Origin of the sequence: Amycolatopsis sp. cmx-11-51, from assembly GCF_047608665.1 — a bacterium.
Taxonomy (GTDB): Bacteria; Actinomycetota; Actinomycetes; order Mycobacteriales; family Pseudonocardiaceae; genus Amycolatopsis.
The window spans coordinates 265,193-281,204 of sequence record NZ_JADNQO010000004.1 but is presented as its reverse complement, the minus strand read 5'-3'; the positions used below and the strand labels follow the sequence as shown (position 1 = coordinate 281,204).

Below are 16,012 nucleotides of genomic sequence, written 5' to 3'. Positions count from 1 at the left end.
GTCGCATTCAGGACGAGGAGCCGATCATGGCCGGCCGGAGCTGGGCAGGCACGACCCTGGACGACCGCAAGGCCGCGCGGCGGGAACAGCTCGTCGACGCGGGCCTCGACCTGCTCGGCACCCAGGGCAGCGCCGGGGTGAGCGTCCGCGCGGTGTGCCGCCACGCCAAGCTGACGGAGCGGTACTTCTACGAGAGCTTCACCGACCGCGAGGAACTGGTCGTCGCGGTCTACGAGCACATCGGCGCGCAGGCTCGGCAGGCACTGGTCGACGCGGTCAGCGACACGGCCGAACCCGCCGAACGGGCGAAGGCCGCCGTCCGCGCCTTCGTCGAACTGATGCTCGACGACCCGCGCAAGGGCCGCGTGCTCCTGCTCGCGCCGATCACCGATCCCGCGCTGACCACACGCGGGATCGCGCTCCTCCCCTCGTTCGCCGAACTGGTCAGCGGGCAGTTGTCCCACGGCGACGCGGCGATGCGGCAGATGACCTCGATCGGGCTGGTCGGCGCGCTGAGCAACGTGTTCATCGCCTACCTCGACGGCTCGCTCAAGGTGAGCCGCGACCGCCTGATCGACCACTGCGTCCGCCTCGTGCTCGGCGCCGACCGTCAGCCCTGACCGCGTTCGGCGACCAGCCGCAGGGCGATGTCGATGATCATGTCCTCCTGTCCGCCCACGTACTTCGCGGCGCCGACGCGGTAGAGGATTTCGTGCGCCGGGACGTCGTAGCGCTCGGCGGCGCGCTCCGCGTGCAGGAGGAAGCTCGAGTACACCCCCGCGAATCCCTGCACGATCGACGACCGGTCCATCACCGGCAACCGCGTGATGTAGGGCTTCACGACGTTCTCGGCCGCGTCCATCAGCACGTCCTTGTCGACGCCGGTGCGGATCCCGAGCCGCTCGAACGTCGCCGCGAGGACTTCGGTCGGCGCGTTGCCCGCACCGGCACCGAGCGCCACGAGCGAACCGTCGATCTGCCGGGCGCCCGCGCGATAGGCGAGCACCGAGTTCGCGACGCCGAAGCTCAGGTTCTGGTGCCCGTGATAGCCGACCTGCGCCTGATCCCCGAACTCCGCCACCAGCGCGGCGACCCGTTCGCCCGCGTCCTCCAGGATCAGCGCCCCGGCGGAGTCGACGACGTACACGCACCGACAACCGGCGTCGACCATGATCCGGCCCTGTTTCGCCAGCGCTTCCGGCGTCGACATATGGGACAGCATCAGGAAACCGACGGTCTCCAGCCCGAGGTCCCTCGCCGCGCCGAAGTGCTGGACGGAAACGTCGGCCTCGGTGCAATGGGTCGCGATCCGGACCGCGCCCGCGCCGAGGTCCGCCGCCACCCGCAGGTCGCCGACCGTGCCGAGGCCCGGCAGGAGCAGTACCGCGATCTTCGCGTGGCGTGCCTCGTTGACCGCCGCGGCGATCAGTTTCCGCTCGTCGACCAAGGAAAAGCCGTAGTTGAACGTCGAGCCGCCGAGCCCGTCGCCGTGGCTGACCTCGATCAGCGAGACTCCGGCGTCGTCCAGGGCCCGGACCGTGTCGCGCACGTTCTTCTCGGTGAACCGGTGCGCCATCGCGTGACTGCCGTCGCGCAGACTCGTGTCGACCAGCCGGACCTCACGGTCGATCTCGTCCCACTTCACGCCGCCACCTCCTGAGTCGCCAGCAGATCGCCGACGCGGGCGGCCGCGGCCGTCATGATGTCGAGGTTCCCGGCGTATTTCGGGAGGAAGTCCCCGTTCCCGGCGACTTCCAGGAACACCGCGACCCGCGCCTGCCCGCTCCAGTCCGGCCGGGGCGGGTCGTACTGGGGATCCGCCTTCAGCGTGTAACCCGGCACGTAGGCCTGGACGGTCTCGACCATCCGGTGGACGGATTCGGTCACCGCGTCGAAGTCCGCGTCCGGGTCGATCGCGCAGAACACCGTGTCACGCATGATCATCGGCGGCTCGACGGGGTTGATGATGATGATCGCCTTGCCACGGCTCGCTCCCCCGACGAGTTCGATCCCGCGTGCCGTCGTCGCGGTGAACTCGTCGATGTTCGCCCGGGTGCCGGGCCCCGCCGAGCGTGACGAGACGGAGGCGACGATCTCGGCGTAGGGCACCGGCGTCACCCGGGACACCGCGTGCACGATCGGGATCGTGGCCTGGCCGCCGCAGGTGATGAGGTTGACGTTCGGCACGTCCAGCCGTTCGGGCAGGCCCACCGCCGGGCAGGTGAACGGGCCGACCGCGGCCGGGGTCAGGTCGATCGCCCGGATCCCGGCGGTGGCGTAGCGCGGTGCGTTCGCCAGATGCGCCTTCGCCGAGGTCGCTTCGAACACCAGGTCCGGCAGTTCGTCACGGGACAGCAGCCAGTCGACACCGCCCGCGGACGTCTCCAGTCCCAGCTCGTCGGCCTTGGCCAGCCCATCCGAGTCCGGGTCCACGCCGACCATGTAGCGCACCTCGACGTGTTCGCTGCGCCTCAGCTTCGCGAGCAGGTCGGTTCCGATGTTGCCGGGACCGACGATCGCGGCCACCGCTTTCCGTCGCGCCATGTCAGGTGACGCTCCCCGAGCGGATAGGGCACACTCAACCCATGCGTGCCGCTGGGCGGAACGACGACCCGGAACGAACCGGAGCGGACGGCCTCGTCGCCGCCCGGGTCACGGCGCTGCTTTCGGCCTTCCGGCCCGGCGACGAAACGCTCGGCGTTTCCGAACTGGCGCGGCGGACCGGACTGGCGAAGTCGACCGTCCACCGCCTCACCGGTCACCTCGTCGCCACCGGACTGCTCGAACGCGAGGGCGTGGCGCTGCGGCTCGGGCTGAAGCTGTTCGAAATAGGCCAACTGGCGGTGCGGCGCCGTGGACTGGTCGAGGCGGCGCGCCCGTACCTCGCCGATCTCCGCGAGGCGACCCGCAACACCGTGCATCTCGCGGTACTGGAAGGCACCGAAGTCGTCTATCTCGACATCCTGCGCGGACCCGACGCGCCGTCGTTGCCGTCCCGGATCGGCGGCCGTTTTCCCGCGCACGCCACCGGTGTCGGAAAAGCGATCCTCGCGTTCTCTCCGGAATCCATGGTGACGCGGGTGATCGACGCCGGTTTGTCCCGGGTCAGCGTCCGGACGATCACCGTCACCGGTTTGCTGCGCCGACAACTCGCGAAGGTCCGCAGCGACGGGATCGCGCTCGAGCGGGAGGAGTCCGGTGTCGGCGTCGTCTGCGCCGCGAGCCCGCTACTCGACGCGAAAGGTGTCGCGGTGGCGGCGTTGTCGATCTCCGGCTGGGCGAATCGCATGCACACCAACCGCGTCGCGCCCGCGGTACGGACCGCCGCTTTGGCCCTCTCCCGTACTTTGTGAGAAATTCTCCACGCGGACGAGGCTTTCGCCGGGCATCGTCTGGTCCCGACGTGCTCTCCCCTGTCCGGCGGGCTCGCGCTCACCCAGGCGCGAGAATGGTTGCGGGCCAACGCTTCGGCGCCGTCGTCCTGGTCGACGACGAGAGCTGGACCGCACTCGCCGCGGACGGCTGGCCCACCCGGGGTACTGGTCCCGATCGCGCCTGCTCGGCAGGCTGCACATCCCGGAGTGGTCCGTGCCGACCACGTCCGGACAGCGTCACCGGGCACGTTTACCGCAAGGTCGCCGTCTTGGGTTCAGGGCCGGACGCCGTCACCGTCTCGGGACCCGCGCCGTCCTACCGGCTGCGTGAACTACGCTCCGGTCGACCACTTGCGGTGGCACCTTCGACGCGGTGACCGGTCCTATCGGGACAACGTCGTCGTCTACGCCTCACAACGCTGGGACCAGACCCCGGCGGACCAATTCGGGCCGGACGCCTTCGCCGAACCAGTACGCCTCTTCCAGATGCGGGTATCCGGAGAGGACGAACTCCTCGATGCCGCGCGCGTGGTACTCCTCGATGAGGTCGGCGACCTCGCGATGGCTGCCGACGAGCGCCGTACCCGCCCCGCCGCGCACCAGCCCGATTCCCGCCCAAAGGTTGGGATGGATCTCCAGACCGCGGACGCCACCAACGGTCTTGCCACCGTGCAGTGTCGCCATTCGCTGCTGCCCCACGGATTCGCTGGCGGACAACTGTCTCTGCGTGTGGGCGATCCGCTCGGGGTCGATCGCTTCCAGCAGCTTGCCCGCCTCGGCCCACGCTTCGGCGGCCGTGTCACGCGACAGGGTGTGCAGCCGGATGCCGAACCGGAGTTTCCGGCTCTGCTCCTCGGCGAGTTCCCGTACCTTGGCGATCTTCTCGGCGACCTGCGCGGGCGGCTCGCCCCAGGTCAGGTAGACGTCGGCGTGCCGCGCGGCGATCGGGAGCGCGGCCGCGGACGAACCGCCGAAGTAGATGGGCGGCACCGGATCCGGCACCGCTCGCGTGGTCGCGCCCTCGACCTTGAGATGCTCGCCGTCGAAGTCGAACGGCTTGCCGCTCCACACTCCGCGCACGATCTCGAGGAACTCGCCGGTGCGGGCGTAGCGCTGGTCGTGATCGTGCCAGTCGCCGAACCGGCGTTGCTCGACCGCGTCCCCGCCGGTGACGACGTTCAGCAGCACGCGTCCCCGCGAGATCCGCTGGAAGGTGCCCGCCATCTGCGCGGCGAGCGTCGGTGAGACGGCTCCCGGCCGGAAAGCGACCAGGAACTTGAGGGTTCTCGTCTCGCGGATCAACGCGGCCGTCGCCAGCCAGGCGTCCTCACACCAGGTCCCGGTCGGGGTCAGGACCCCTTCGAAGCCGTTGGCCTCGGCGGCGCGGGCGACCTGGGCGAGGTAGTCGAGGCTCGGCTCACGGGCGGCGGTCGCGCCGGCGGCGCGACTGGCGTGGAAGTGCTCCACGATCGTCCGGCCGTCACCGGTGGTGGGCAGGAACCAATGCAGCTTGACCGTCACCCGTCCGAGCTTCGGCTTCGGAGGCGGCTCCGGTCAATCGGTGGGCCTCGCGTCCCGCGATCTGGACACGTCCCCGCCGCGAGTAGTCCTCTAGTTGCGGTAGTTGCACGCGCAAGGACCGCAACTAGAGGACTACTTGCGGTGGGTCACGAGCTCAGCCGCCGAACATCAGCCGCCATTCGTCCAGCGACTTCGGCTGGAACACGAAGTTCGTGTCCTTCACGCGCGAAAGGTTCGCCGACGGCTCGGCCGAGTATTGGTGTCCCGGGTAGACAACCGGATCCCCGTCCAGCCCGGCCAGCCACTGCAGGCTCCGGTAGATCGCTTCCGCGTCACCGCCGGGAAAATCGGTGCGGCCACAGCCTTCGAGGAACAGCGTGTCCCCCGAGACGAGCCGGCCGTCGACGAGGAAGCACTGGCTGCCCGGGGTGTGTCCCGGCGTGTGCAGCAGGCGGATCGGCACCGCGCCGACCTCGAGGACGTCATCGTGGTCGTGCGAGCGCAGGTCGGTCTCCGAGACACCGGTGATCCGGCGGACCCATTCGGCTTCCGCGCCGTTGACGTGGATCGGGACCTGGACGCGTTCCAGCAGTTGCGCGATCCCCGGCAGCGAAAAGCCCATCATCTCGCCGCCGACGTGATCGGGATGGTGATGCGTGGCGAGGACGCCGGTCAGCCGCATGCCGTCGGCTTCCAGCAGGTCGAGCAGATCACCGACGGCATACGCCGGGTCGACGATGACGGCCTCGTTCGTCTCCCGGTCGCCGATCAGATAGGCGAAGTTGACCATCTGCGTCGCGACCGGATCCCCCACCGCGAAGTCTCGGCCCGCGAGCAACTGCCGGAAGTACAGCCTGTCAGCCATGGCGCACACCTTACGGTGCTCTACTCCCCCACGGTGCCGTCGGCCAGCTCCCGAAGAACATCCAGATGCCCGGTGTGCCGCGCGGTCTCCTGGACCACGTGCGCCAGCACCCAGCGGACGGTGAACTTCCCCGACCGTCGTGCCCGCTCGCCCGGTGACATCCCGGCCAGCGACGACTCCGCAAGCGCCCACTCCGCGCGGTAGGCCTCGACGACCGACCGCGGGTCGTCGTCGTCGGTCAGGTCCCAGCTGGGATCCGGTGAGCCTTTCCACAGCGACGGCAGCTCGGCGCCGCCCGCCTCGATCGAAAGCCACCAGCGTTCCACCGCCGTCAGGTGCTTGAGCACTCCCAGCGCGCTCATCCGCGGGGACGACGGCAGCGGTGTCGCGGCCGCCTGTTCCCTGGTCAGCCCGGCGACCTTGTTCACCGCGGTGGCGCGAAGGAAGTGCAGGAAGTCCCACTGGATCCCGGCTTCGTCCTCGGCGATCCCGTCCGGCCAGGCCCGGGCCACCGGCTCGGCAGCACTCGAACTCGTGTTCGACATGCGACCACCCTACACCTCGGCGAACTCGCGTGATCGGGGCGGATCCCGTGAGACCGCCGTGTGGAAACCGCAGGACACTAGGCTGACGCGTCATGTGGTGGGGATTGATGTGCGCGTTCTTCGCGGCCTGTGCGTACGGCGTCGCTTCGGTGATGCAGGCGATCGCCGCGAAGGCGACTTCGGGCGCCGAAGACCGTGTCGACCCCAAGCTTCTCGTACGGGTGTTGCGGCAGTGGAAGTTCGTCGCGGGGCTCGCGCTGGACGTCGTCGGGTTCGTCGCCCAGCTCGTCGCCCTGCGGGTGCTGCCGCTGTTCGTGGTCCAGGCGGCGCTGGCGGGCAGCCTCGCCGTGACCGCGGTCGCGGCGCGGACGCTCGGTGTCCGATTGGGACGTCGCGAGTGGACGGCGGTCGCGGTCGTCTGCGCCGGGCTCGCGCTGCTCGGGATGTCGGCGGAGAGCGAAGGCTCGTCGGCGACCGGGATGGGCTTCCGGCTCGTGCTGATCGGAGCGGTCGTCGTGCTCGGCACGGCCGGCATGTTCGCCGGTCGCGCGTCACGGCGGATCCGGACACCGGCGCTGGGCCTGATCGCCGGACTGTGCTTCGGCGTGGTCGCGCTGTCCGGCCGCGTGCTCACCAGCCTCGCCCCGCTGGACCTGCTGAGCGACCCGGCCACCTACACACTGGCCGTGGCGGGCGCGCTGGCGATGCTGTTCTACGCCACCGCGCTGCAACGCGGCAGTGTCACCACCTCGACCGCCATGATGGTGATCGGCGAGACCGTCTTCCCTTCCCTGATCGGGGTTCTCGTGCTGGGCGACACCACGCGACCCGGGTTCGCGGCGGTGGCGGCGGTCGGATTCGCGCTCGCGGTTTCGGCGGCACTGGCGCTGGCCCGCTTCGGCGAGCCCGCCCCGATCGAACCGGTCAGCGCGCCGCTCGGTCGACCCCACGCCGGGACACCAGTCCGGCGAGCACCTGCTGAGTGATCAGCTCGCTCGTCACCAGCAGGAGCACGAGGCGCGGCGAGCGCCAGGAACGCGATCGGACCGGCGCGGCGAAGAACAGGGCCGTGAGCTTTCCGCTCGCGGACTACGTCAGGATTCCATGGCCTTGACGAGCGAAGCGGGCCGCAGGTCGGTCCAGTTGGTTTCGACATACTCAAGGCACTCCGGGCGCGAAGCCGGCCCGAACTTCGTGGCCCACCCCGCCGGGACCTCGACGAACTCGGGCCACAGACTGTGCTGTCCCTCGTCGTTGACCAGCACCAGGTACGTGCCGTCCGGGTTCTCGAACGGGTTCGTCATGCCTTGTTCTCCTTCTGCGTATCCGATGTATTCGCTCGGTGGCTGAGCGCGTCCAGTGCCGGCCGGGTCAGACGGGCCCGGATCCGCTGACCGCGTACTCGGGCCGCGACGCGTCGGCGCCACGCCGGTCCACAATGGATCGCAGGATCTCACCGACCCGGACGGCGGTGTTGGACAGCAGCGACGACGTGATGCCGTGGGTGTGCTCGGTGCCGCCCTGGAGGTAGATCCCGCCGTCCAGCGGCGGTTCGGTGACGATCCGGTAGTCGCGTTCGACGCGCAGCCTGCCCTCGTCGTCGCGCAGGCACGCGGAGGCGACCTCACCGAGCAACGGCGTCGGATCCGCCTGGCTGTACCCGGTGGCGTACACGACGAAATCGGCGTTGAGGCGGGTCCGCTCGCCGGTCTCCAGCGCCTCGACGGTGACCCGCACCTCGGAGCCGGTGTCGACGACTTCGGTGGGGCGGGAGACATTGATCAGCTTCAGCCGCTCGATCCCCTGCACCTTCTCGCGGTAAACGCGGCGGTACAGCTCGTCGATCAGGTCGATGTCCACGGCCGAATAGTTGGTCGCGCCGTGGTAGCGCATCAGGCGCTCCTTGACCGCTTCCGGCGCCTCGTAGAACCGCCCGACCGCCTCGGGGTCGAAGATCCGGTTGGCGAACGCGCTGTCGTCGGCCGGGCTGTAGCCGTAGCGTGCGAACACCGCGCACACCTCCGCCCGAGGGAAGCGATCGTGCAGCAGTGCGCTGACCTCGGCCGCGCTCTGCCCGGCACCGACGACGACGAACCGGCGCGGCTCCCCGGCGGCCATGCCCTCGACGCGGTGCAGGAGTTCGCTGTTGTGCCAGACGCGGGCACCCGGCGTCACACCTTCGGGGAGGTTCGGCCGCAACCCGGTGCCCATCACCAGATTCCGGGCGCGCAGGTTCACCAGTTCACCGTCGATGCGGGCGTGGACGTCGAAGAACACGATCTCTTCGCCATCGAAGACCGGCGTGACGGAAAGTGCTTCGGCGCCATAGGAAACCAGGTCGTCGACCTTTTCCGCCGCCCATTCGAAGTAGTCGTGGAACTCGATCCGCAAGGGGAACAGGTTCTTGTGGTTGATGAAGTCGACCAGCCTGCCCTTGCTGTGCAGATACGACAGGAAGCTGAACGAACTCGTCGGGTTCCGCATCGTCGCCAGATCCTTGAGGAAGGAGACCTGCATGGTGGCGTTGTCGATCAACATCCCGCGATGCCAGCCGAAACGGACCTGGCGCTCGAGGAAGTGGGCCGTGACGGTCTCGGCTCCTGGCGCGGCGTTGTGCTCGGTGACGGCGATGGCGAGCGCCAGGTTCGACGGTCCGAACCCGACCCCGACCACGTCGTAGACCGGAACCCGTTCGCCGACCACTGCTCGTGCCATCTTGAACCCCTAGCGCGGCTGGGCCGCTTCTCGGTACTTCGCTATAAGACCAGGGAACCCTAACCTAAGTTAGGTGAGGCTCAACTAGTACTTTCAGTGGTGATGTTCATCCCTCGACCAGGAGGAGGCCGGTCCCATGCGGGTCGCCATGTTCGGATACCAGACCTGGGGACACCGCACCCTGCGTGCGCTGATCGACGCGGGGCACGAGGTCGCCCTCGTCGTCACCCACCCGAAGAGTGACCACGCCTACGAGAAGATCTGGTCCGACTCCGTCGCCGATCTCGCCGAGGCCAACGGGATCCGCGCGCTGCTGCGTCAGCGTCCCGACGACCCGGAACTGCTGGCGGAGCTGAAGGAAGCCGACCTCGATCTGATCGTGGCCAACAACTGGCGTACCTGGCTGCCGCCCGAGATCTTCGAGATGCCGCGCCACGGCACGCTGAACGTGCACGACTCGCTGCTGCCCGCCTACGCCGGCTTCTCGCCGCTGATCTGGGCGCTCATCAACGGCGAGCCGGAGGTGGGTGTCACGGCTCACCTGATGGACGCCGACCTCGACGCGGGCGACATCGTGCTGCAGCGGTCCGTCCAGGTCGGGCCGAAGGACACGACGACCGATCTCTTTCACCGGACGGTCGATCTCATCGCGCCGATCACCACCGACGCCATCGAACTGATCGCGAAGGGCGACTACACGCCTGTCAAACAGGACAGGTCGAAGGCCAGCTTCTTCCACAAGCGCGCCCTCGAAGACAGTCGCATCGACTGGTCCTGGCCCGCCGACGAGATCGAGCGGCTGGTGCGCGCGCAATCCGACCCTTACCCCAACGCGTTCACCTACCACCGCGGGAAGCAGTTGCGCGTCGTCCGCTCCTCGGTGTCGGTGGGTCACTACGGCGGCACCCCGGGCCGCATCTTCATCCGCGAGGGTGAAGGTGTCGTGATCGTGGCCGGTCCCGAAGCGCGCCGCGGCCGGTCGCACGGGCTCGTCATCGAGCGGGTCCGGACCGAGGACGGCACCGAACTGGCCGCGACCGACTACTTCCGCACGATGGGCGGGTACCTCACCGCTCGCCCCTGACCTGCGTGCTGCTCGACGTGGCGTGTGGCCGCCCCGTGCACGCGGTCACCGGCGGTGAAGGCCTCCTTGCCTACCCTGAGGTCAGGGTCTCGGCAAAGTCGAGGTCTTGCAGGTCGGGCGGCTCATCGTCGCGGGGTCATACCGGTTGCGGAGCCGCATCGACCGATGTTCACGGACATGCCCCCGAGCGGGGACGATTTCGGACGGTGAACGTCCCGAATCTTCCCCGCTCGGCCCCTCCAGGCACTAGCGATGCCAAGCCCGGATCACCAGCAGCAGCTCGGCGACTTTGCCGGGACCCTGACCCTGAAGGTAGTGAAAGAGTCACCACCCACCGTTGTGATCCTCGGTGACACCGGAACGGACGTGACGCCAGCCTCCCGGCCGAAGTCCTGAAGGCCGCCGTCGAGCGGTGGCCTTCAGGACATGGGAAACAGCCCCGGCCACTATCTGCTCTTCCAGGACGAGCAGTTCCTGACCGCGCTCGGGGTCACCACGATCCTGGCCGTGATCGTGGTGTACAACACTTTGCGGAGCGAGTGTGCTGATCTTTCTCGGGGTGTGGATCTGGAACGACTTCATCGACCCGCTGATCATCCTCGGCCCCAGCCAGGGACCACGATCACCACCGGGATCTACCGTTCGATCGGGCGGTACCAGGCTGATCTCGGAAGCTTGTTCGCGCTGATGTTCCTGGCGACGCTGCCGGTGCTGATCTTCTATCTGGCGCTGCAGAAACAGTTCGTGAAGGGGCGGACCGGCGGGGCGACCAAGGGCTGAACCCTGCCGCAATTAGTCCTCTAGTTGCTCAAGCCTCGGTGACCTTCCCGTCGGCCACTTCCAGCCGCCGCGTCGTCGCCACCGCCTCCAGCATCCGCCGGTCGTGCGTCACCAGCAGCAGTGTCCCCGGATACTCCGACAGCGCCGACTCCAGCTGCTCGATCGCGGGCAGGTCGAGGTGGTTCGTCGGCTCGTCGAGCACCAGCAGGTTCACCCCGCGCGCCTGCAGCAGTGCCAGCGCCGACCGGGTCCGCTCCCCCGGCGACAACGTGGCCGCCGGCCGCAGCACGTGCGCGGCCTTCAACCCGAACTTCGCCAGCAGGGTCCGCACGTCGGCGTCGGCGAGTTCCGGGACCTCGCGGGCGAAGGCTTCAAAGAGCGGAAGATCGCCGAGGAACAGCTTCCGCGCCTGGTCGACCTCTCCGACCACGACACCGGAGCCGAGCGACGCGCCGCCCTCGTCGACCGGGACCCGGCCCAGCAGGGCGGCGAGCAGCGTCGACTTCCCCGCGCCGTTGACCCCGGTGATCGCGACCTTGTCCGCCCAGTCGATCTGCAGGTCCACCGGGCCGAGGGTGAACTCGCCTCGCCGCACCACCGCGCCGCGCAGGGTCGCCACGACCGCTCCCGCCCTGGGCGCCGTGGCGATCTCCATCCGCAGTTCCCATTCCTTGCGCGGTTCCTCGACGACGTCGAGCCGTTCGATCATGCGGTCGGTCTGGCGGGCCTTCGACGCCTGCTTCTCCGTCGCCTCGCTGCGGAACTTGCGGCCCACCTTGTCGTTGTCGGTGGCCTTGCGCCGGGCGTTCTTGACGCCCTTCTCCATCCACGAACGCTGCATCGCACCACGGGATTCGAGCGAGGCCCTGGTGTTCGAGTATTCGTCGTACTCTTCGCGGGCGTGCCGCCGCGCGACGGCACGTTCCTCCAAATAGGACTCGTAACCGCCGCCGTAGGTCCGCACCTGCTGCTGGGCGAAGTCGAGTTCGACAACGCGGTCCACGGTGCGGGCGAGGAATTCCCGGTCGTGGCTGACCAGCACCGTCCCGGCGCGCAGCCCCGTCACGAACCGCTCCAGCCGGTCGAGGCCGTCGAGGTCGAGGTCGTTGGTCGGCTCATCGAGCAGGAAGATGTCGTATCGGCTCAGCAGCAGCGAAGCCATGCCCGCCCGCGCCGCCTGCCCACCGGACAGCGACAGCATCGGCTGGTCGAGATTGACGGTCAACCCGAGGTCCGCGACGACCTCGCCCGCCCGATCGTCCAGATCGGCTCCGCCGAGCGCGAGCCAGCGATCGAGGGCGACACCGTAGGAGTCGTCCGCTCCGGGCTCACCAGCGGTGAGCGCCTCGGTGGCGGCGTCGAGGGCGGCTTGCGCGGCGGTGACACCGGTACGGCGTGAGAGGAACCCACGGACAGACTCCCCTTCGCGGCGTTCCGGCTCCTGCGGGAGGTGACCGACGGTGGCCGTCGGCGGGTTCAGCCGGACACTGCCCTCTTCCGGCGGCACGAGGCCGCCCAGGGTCTCGAGCAGGGTCGACTTGCCCGCGCCGTTGACACCGACGAGACCGATCACTTCACCCGGGGCGACGACCAGGTCGAGACCGGAGAACAGAACACGGTCGCCGTGGCCGGCGGCGAGATCCTTGACAACGAGTGTGGCGCTCATGAGATCGGTAAGTCTACGGGGACCGATTGAACAGCTTGTGGTCCCTCGGAAGAGTGGCAAGTATCCAAGCGATCACGGAACGTGGGTAACCTGGTTGTTCTTCTGAACCCGAACGAACCCCCGAGCATTGAGGTCGGTGACAGCAAATGGCGGACTCCGCCACCCCGGTCCCCGTCGCCCACCAGCAGAAAGGCGGTACCCGAAGGCCGACGATGAGCAGGCGGCGGGAAGTCAGCCACGCCAGCGCGCGCTCGCTGTTGATGACCATCCTCGGCGAGTACGTCCTGCCGCGCGATCTGCCGATCTGGACGTCCACGCTGGTCGAAGCCCTGCGAGTGCTGGACATCGAGGAGAAGTCCGCACGGCAGGCGCTGGCCAGGTCCTCCGCCGAGGGCTGGGTGGTCTCCGAACGCGTCGGACGAAGAGTGCGCTGGTCGCTCACTCCACCAGGAAGACGCCTCCTGACCGAAGGCGCGGAACGGATTTACGCCTTCGGCAACGACGAGCGGGCCTGGGACGGCCACTGGCTGATGTTGATCGTCTCGGTGCCCGAAGCCAAGCGGGATCTCCGGCACCGGTTGCGCACCCGCCTGACGTGGGCCGGGTTCGGTTCACCGGTGGCGGGCGTCTGGGTCAGCCCGGACCTCTCCCGCCAGCGGGAAGCCCAGCAGATCGTGCAGGAACTCGGACTCGACGCGCAGGCTATGTCGTTCACCGCCGCCTACGGCGATGTCGGCGATCAGGAGACGATGGTCGCGCGGTCCTGGGATCTCAGCGAACTCAAGGATCGCTACGAGGACTTCATCGACCGTTTCACCGGTTCACGGCCTTCGGGTGAACGCGGCGTTTTTCGTGCACAGACCGAACTCGTCCACGAATGGCGTAGTTTTCCCTTTCTCGATCCACGGCTTCCGCTAAAACTGCTCCCCGACGGTTGGAGCGGCGTGCGCGCGGCGGACCTGTTCCACCGCAAGTACGTCGAATGGCGACCAGAAGCACAGGGCCAGTGGGACGAACTCGCGGACACCTCCGGCTAGGGTCACGGAAAACGATCTAGCGGAGGGAACTCGTCTTGGCCACCTCGATCCGCCTCGACCGCGAGGACGACGACGTCGCCGTCCTGACCATCGCTTCGCCGCCGCTGAACCTCTACACCGCGGAACTCCAGCGGGAACTGGGCGAGGCGATCGGCGAACTGGAGGCAACACCGCCACGCGCGGCGCTCATCCGGGCCGAGGGAAAGATCGTCAGCGGCGGCGTCGACGTCTCCCTGTTCGACGCCCAGTCCTCCGCGGCCGAGGCGAAGGTGCTCTTCGATGGGATGCTGGCGATCCCCGACCGGATCGCCGCACTCCCGGTCCCCACCGTGTTCGCCGCCCACGGCCTGTGTCTGACCTGGGCCTTCGAGGTCGCGGTCGCCTGCGACATCATCCTCGCGACCGAGAGGGCCAAGTTCGGCCTGGTCGAACGCGTCGTCGGCCTGACCCCGACCATGGGCGGCACGCAGCGGCTCGCCGCCCGCGCCGGCGTCGGCCGCGCCAAGGAGTTCGTGATGACCGGCGCGACCTACGACGCCGCGACCCTGGAACGCTGGAACGTGGTGAACCGCGTGTTCCCGATCGACGGCTTCGACGAGGCCGTACGCGCCTTCACGACCGACCTCGCGCACGGGCCCACAAGGGCGCACGCGGCCACCAAGAAGGTCCTCGAGCACTACGAGCACGGCGGTGTCGCCGAGGCGAACGAGCACATCACGACGATCGCCGCCGGTCTCTTCGACACCGAGGACCTGCGCGGCGCGGTGAAGTCGTTCCTCGCCGACGGCCCCGGCAAGGCGACCTTCACCGGCCGCTGATCCGCTACGGCCGTTGGCCGACCGCGTCCACCACTCCGGACGCGGTCACCGCCGTCCCATTCCCGCCCAGGTACAGGAACGTGTCAGCGGCGAAGACGATCATGTCCGGTTTCGCCACCTTGGGGTCGTCCTCCGGCCTGAGCGGCCAGGTGATGCCCACACCGGGCCTGCCGGCCCCGTCCTTGGCGTGTTCGACGGCGCGCAGGCCGGGCACCTTGGCCGCCGCGCCGAACAGAGCCGCCCGAACGGCGGGCGGAAGGTGGTTTTCGTTCGCCAGCGCGAGGATGTCCTTGCCCATCGCGTTGTAGTCGCCCTTCTCACCGCTGTGGTCGGCATTGTCGGCATTGAGGTAGGCGAACATCGCGTCCGCGTCGGTGGGAAGATCCGCCCGGTAGTGGGGCCGCGGCGTGCACGGTTCCATGACGCCCTTGAGCGGCTCTTCGCCCTTGTACGCCTGCGCCAGCCCGTTCCGACAGCCCGGAAGCGGGAAGAAACTTCCGTCCGCCATCTTGATCAACCCGTCACGGGTGCCGTCCGCCGAAAGCCACGATTCCCGCTCACCGTCGGGCTGCTTGGTCTTCGTGTAGACGAACTGGTCCGGTTTCGGCGGCGTGTCCGGTGTTTTCAGCGCGGCGGCGGCGGCGCCGCGCAGCACGGCCACGGGATCCGCGGTGGCTGTGGGCGGTTCCAGTCCTGCCGGGGCGAGCGCCACGACGGCGGTGATGGCCGCGGCCAGGCCCGCCGCCCCCACCCCGGTCCAGACCCAGCGCCGCCGGTTCTTCAGCGGCACCACGTTTTCCGGCTCGGCGGCGGCGATCTCGGCCAGCAATCGCGCGCGCGCCGGGCTGAGTACACCGGATTCCGCGAGTGGCACCGAGCCGGTCCGCTCGGCGATCAGGTTCAACTCATCCATGGTTGGCGATCTCCTTCGCAGTCGTGGTTTCCGGACGCTCCAGCGCCTCACGGACTTTCCGGCGGGCACGGTTGAGCCGTGAGCGGACGGTGCCGAGCGGGATGTCCAGCGCCGCGGCCACCTCCTCGTAGCTCAGACCTTCCCCCGCGAACAGCGTGAGGGTGTCCCTGTCGCCGTCGGCCAGTTCCGCCAGCGCTGAGTCCAGCAGCTTTCCCATCGCCTCGGCGGTCACCTGGTCGGCAACGCGCTCGGCATGCCCCTCTTCCTCGGGCGGCGGACCGAGGGCTTCCCGCAGTTTCAGTTCCCTGACTTCGTCCCGGCGCCGCTGGGCCACCAGGTTGGTCGCGATGCCGTAGAGCCACGGCCGGGCGACGCGGCGCTCGGTGTCATATCCCTCGCGCTTGCGGAAAGCCACCAGGAACGTCTCCCCCAGCGCGTCCTCCGCGGCGGCGGGACCGATGCGTCTGACCAGGTAGCGGTGGATGTGCGCGGCATGCCGGTCGAAGATCGCGGAGAACCAGTCCGGACTGGTCACCGACCTCGCGATGACTTCCGCGTCTTCCAGATCGCTCGGATCCGCCCTCGATGAACTCATGAACCGCCCTTCGCCGTTCGTCAGTGTCACCCTGTTGTCCGCATCCGGTGTCGAATGGGTTCACGCCCGACGAATCGGTCTAGACCTTTTATGCGAGCC

17 protein-coding genes are annotated in these 16,012 nt (G+C 68.7%); 7 read left to right on the top strand and 10 right to left on the bottom strand.

Annotated features, from left to right (window positions below; all coding sequences use genetic code 11):
- Positions 1-26: 26 nt before the first annotated feature.
- Positions 27-620, top strand: coding sequence for a TetR/AcrR family transcriptional regulator (locus ACM6LU_RS17800; RefSeq protein ID WP_414938825.1), 594 nt, complete (start codon positions 27-29; stop codon positions 618-620).
- Here ACM6LU_RS17800 and dmpG read toward each other — a convergent pair.
- A complete protein-coding gene (gene dmpG / locus ACM6LU_RS17795) occupies positions 611-1,645 on the bottom strand; it encodes a 4-hydroxy-2-oxovalerate aldolase (protein WP_414938824.1) in 1,035 nt (344 codons plus the stop codon). The genes ACM6LU_RS17800 and dmpG overlap by 10 nt on opposite strands.
- The gene (locus ACM6LU_RS17790; RefSeq protein WP_414938823.1) at positions 1,642-2,544 is read right to left on the bottom strand and encodes an acetaldehyde dehydrogenase (acetylating); all 903 of its coding nucleotides are present in this window, start codon (positions 2,542-2,544) and stop codon (positions 1,642-1,644) included. Before ACM6LU_RS17790 ends, dmpG begins: the two co-directional genes overlap by 4 nt.
- Positions 2,545-2,585: 41 nt before the next feature.
- Between ACM6LU_RS17790 and ACM6LU_RS17785 the strand changes: the two genes are divergently transcribed.
- Positions 2,586-3,353 carry an IclR family transcriptional regulator gene (locus ACM6LU_RS17785; RefSeq protein ID WP_414938822.1) on the top strand — a complete coding sequence of 256 codons (768 nt, stop codon included), beginning with the start codon at positions 2,586-2,588 and terminating at the stop codon, positions 3,351-3,353.
- Between the two features lie 432 nt (positions 3,354-3,785).
- Here the strand turns inward: ACM6LU_RS17785 and ACM6LU_RS17780 are convergent, their stop codons facing one another.
- The 3 genes from ACM6LU_RS17780 to ACM6LU_RS17770 form a co-directional block, all read right to left on the bottom strand.
- Positions 3,786-4,895, bottom strand: a complete 1,110-nt coding sequence (locus ACM6LU_RS17780) for an LLM class flavin-dependent oxidoreductase (protein WP_414938821.1) — start codon at positions 4,893-4,895, stop codon at positions 3,786-3,788.
- A 154-nt stretch (positions 4,896-5,049) separates the two neighbouring features.
- Complete coding sequence (locus ACM6LU_RS17775; RefSeq protein WP_414938820.1) at positions 5,050-5,760, bottom strand: MBL fold metallo-hydrolase; 711 nt, start codon at positions 5,758-5,760, stop codon at positions 5,050-5,052.
- Positions 5,761-5,780: 20 nt separating this feature from the next.
- Positions 5,781-6,305 carry a DinB family protein gene (locus ACM6LU_RS17770; RefSeq protein WP_414938819.1) on the bottom strand — a complete coding sequence of 175 codons (525 nt, stop codon included), beginning with the start codon at positions 6,303-6,305 and terminating at the stop codon, positions 5,781-5,783.
- Between the two features lie 92 nt (positions 6,306-6,397).
- On the opposite strand from ACM6LU_RS17770, the gene ACM6LU_RS17765 reads away from it, so the two are divergent.
- Positions 6,398-7,291, top strand: coding sequence for a DMT family transporter (locus tag ACM6LU_RS17765; protein ID WP_414938818.1), 894 nt, complete (start codon positions 6,398-6,400; stop codon positions 7,289-7,291).
- Positions 7,292-7,399: 108 nt separating this feature from the next.
- Here the strand turns inward: ACM6LU_RS17765 and ACM6LU_RS17760 are convergent, their stop codons facing one another.
- The gene (locus tag ACM6LU_RS17760) at positions 7,400-7,609 is read right to left on the bottom strand and encodes an MbtH family protein (RefSeq protein ID WP_400935820.1); all 210 of its coding nucleotides are present in this window, start codon (positions 7,607-7,609) and stop codon (positions 7,400-7,402) included.
- A gap of 67 nt (positions 7,610-7,676) precedes the next feature.
- Positions 7,677-9,020: a lysine N(6)-hydroxylase/L-ornithine N(5)-oxygenase family protein gene (locus ACM6LU_RS17755; RefSeq protein WP_414938817.1), complete on the bottom strand. Its 1,344-nt coding sequence runs from the start codon at positions 9,018-9,020 to the stop codon at positions 7,677-7,679.
- Between the two features lie 136 nt (positions 9,021-9,156).
- Between ACM6LU_RS17755 and ACM6LU_RS17750 the strand changes: the two genes are divergently transcribed.
- Together ACM6LU_RS17750 and ACM6LU_RS17745 are read left to right on the top strand one after the other, a co-directional pair.
- Complete coding sequence (locus tag ACM6LU_RS17750; RefSeq protein WP_414938816.1) at positions 9,157-10,104, top strand: methionyl-tRNA formyltransferase; 948 nt, start codon at positions 9,157-9,159, stop codon at positions 10,102-10,104.
- Positions 10,105-10,530: 426 nt separating this feature from the next.
- On the top strand, positions 10,531-10,884 hold the full coding sequence (locus ACM6LU_RS17745) for a hypothetical protein (protein WP_414938815.1): 354 nt from the start codon (positions 10,531-10,533) through the stop codon (positions 10,882-10,884).
- Between the two features lie 28 nt (positions 10,885-10,912).
- Here ACM6LU_RS17745 and ACM6LU_RS17740 read toward each other — a convergent pair whose 3' ends face one another.
- Positions 10,913-12,550: an ABC-F family ATP-binding cassette domain-containing protein gene (locus ACM6LU_RS17740; RefSeq protein ID WP_414938814.1), complete on the bottom strand. Its 1,638-nt coding sequence runs from the start codon at positions 12,548-12,550 to the stop codon at positions 10,913-10,915.
- 146 nt (positions 12,551-12,696) lie between these two features.
- On the opposite strand from ACM6LU_RS17740, the gene ACM6LU_RS17735 reads away from it, so the two are divergent.
- Both ACM6LU_RS17735 and ACM6LU_RS17730 read left to right on the top strand, forming a co-directional pair.
- Positions 12,697-13,587, top strand: a complete 891-nt coding sequence (locus ACM6LU_RS17735) for a PaaX family transcriptional regulator C-terminal domain-containing protein (RefSeq protein WP_414938813.1) — start codon at positions 12,697-12,699, stop codon at positions 13,585-13,587.
- A 35-nt stretch (positions 13,588-13,622) separates the two neighbouring features.
- Positions 13,623-14,405 carry an enoyl-CoA hydratase/isomerase family protein gene (locus tag ACM6LU_RS17730; RefSeq protein ID WP_414938812.1) on the top strand — a complete coding sequence of 261 codons (783 nt, stop codon included), beginning with the start codon at positions 13,623-13,625 and terminating at the stop codon, positions 14,403-14,405.
- A 4-nt stretch (positions 14,406-14,409) separates the two neighbouring features.
- Here the strand turns inward: ACM6LU_RS17730 and ACM6LU_RS17725 are convergent, their stop codons facing one another.
- Together ACM6LU_RS17725 and ACM6LU_RS17720 are read right to left on the bottom strand one after the other, a co-directional pair.
- On the bottom strand, positions 14,410-15,318 hold the full coding sequence (locus ACM6LU_RS17725; protein WP_414938811.1) for a CU044_5270 family protein: 909 nt from the start codon (positions 15,316-15,318) through the stop codon (positions 14,410-14,412).
- Positions 15,311-15,913: an RNA polymerase sigma factor gene (locus ACM6LU_RS17720; protein ID WP_414938810.1), complete on the bottom strand. Its 603-nt coding sequence runs from the start codon at positions 15,911-15,913 to the stop codon at positions 15,311-15,313. Before ACM6LU_RS17720 ends, ACM6LU_RS17725 begins: the two co-directional genes overlap by 8 nt.
- Positions 15,914-16,012 lie beyond the last annotated feature (99 nt).

Excerpts from the sequence above, each read along its gene's own strand:
- ACM6LU_RS17765 (WP_414938818.1), top strand. The coding sequence starts at position 6,398 with ATGTGGTGGGGATTGATGTGCGCGTTCTTCGCGGCCTGTGCGTACGGC.
- ACM6LU_RS17735 (WP_414938813.1), top strand. The coding sequence starts at position 12,697 with ATGGCGGACTCCGCCACCCCGGTCCCCGTCGCCCACCAGCAGAAAGGC.
- ACM6LU_RS17750 (WP_414938816.1), top strand. The coding sequence starts at position 9,157 with ATGCGGGTCGCCATGTTCGGATACCAGACCTGGGGACACCGCACCCTG.
- ACM6LU_RS17775 (WP_414938820.1), bottom strand. The coding sequence starts at position 5,760 with ATGGCTGACAGGCTGTACTTCCGGCAGTTGCTCGCGGGCCGAGACTTC.
- ACM6LU_RS17770 (WP_414938819.1), bottom strand. The coding sequence starts at position 6,305 with ATGTCGAACACGAGTTCGAGTGCTGCCGAGCCGGTGGCCCGGGCCTGG.
- ACM6LU_RS17720 (WP_414938810.1), bottom strand. The coding sequence starts at position 15,913 with ATGAGTTCATCGAGGGCGGATCCGAGCGATCTGGAAGACGCGGAAGTC.
- ACM6LU_RS17760 (WP_400935820.1), bottom strand. The coding sequence starts at position 7,609 with ATGACGAACCCGTTCGAGAACCCGGACGGCACGTACCTGGTGCTGGTC.
- ACM6LU_RS17790 (WP_414938823.1), bottom strand. The coding sequence starts at position 2,544 with ATGGCGCGACGGAAAGCGGTGGCCGCGATCGTCGGTCCCGGCAACATC.
- ACM6LU_RS17745 (WP_414938815.1), top strand. The coding sequence starts at position 10,531 with ATGGGAAACAGCCCCGGCCACTATCTGCTCTTCCAGGACGAGCAGTTC.
- ACM6LU_RS17785 (WP_414938822.1), top strand. The coding sequence starts at position 2,586 with ATGCGTGCCGCTGGGCGGAACGACGACCCGGAACGAACCGGAGCGGAC.
- ACM6LU_RS17725 (WP_414938811.1), bottom strand. The coding sequence starts at position 15,318 with ATGGATGAGTTGAACCTGATCGCCGAGCGGACCGGCTCGGTGCCACTC.
- ACM6LU_RS17740 (WP_414938814.1), bottom strand. The coding sequence starts at position 12,550 with ATGAGCGCCACACTCGTTGTCAAGGATCTCGCCGCCGGCCACGGCGAC.
- ACM6LU_RS17800 (WP_414938825.1), top strand. The coding sequence starts at position 27 with ATGGCCGGCCGGAGCTGGGCAGGCACGACCCTGGACGACCGCAAGGCC.
- ACM6LU_RS17755 (WP_414938817.1), bottom strand. The coding sequence starts at position 9,020 with ATGGCACGAGCAGTGGTCGGCGAACGGGTTCCGGTCTACGACGTGGTC.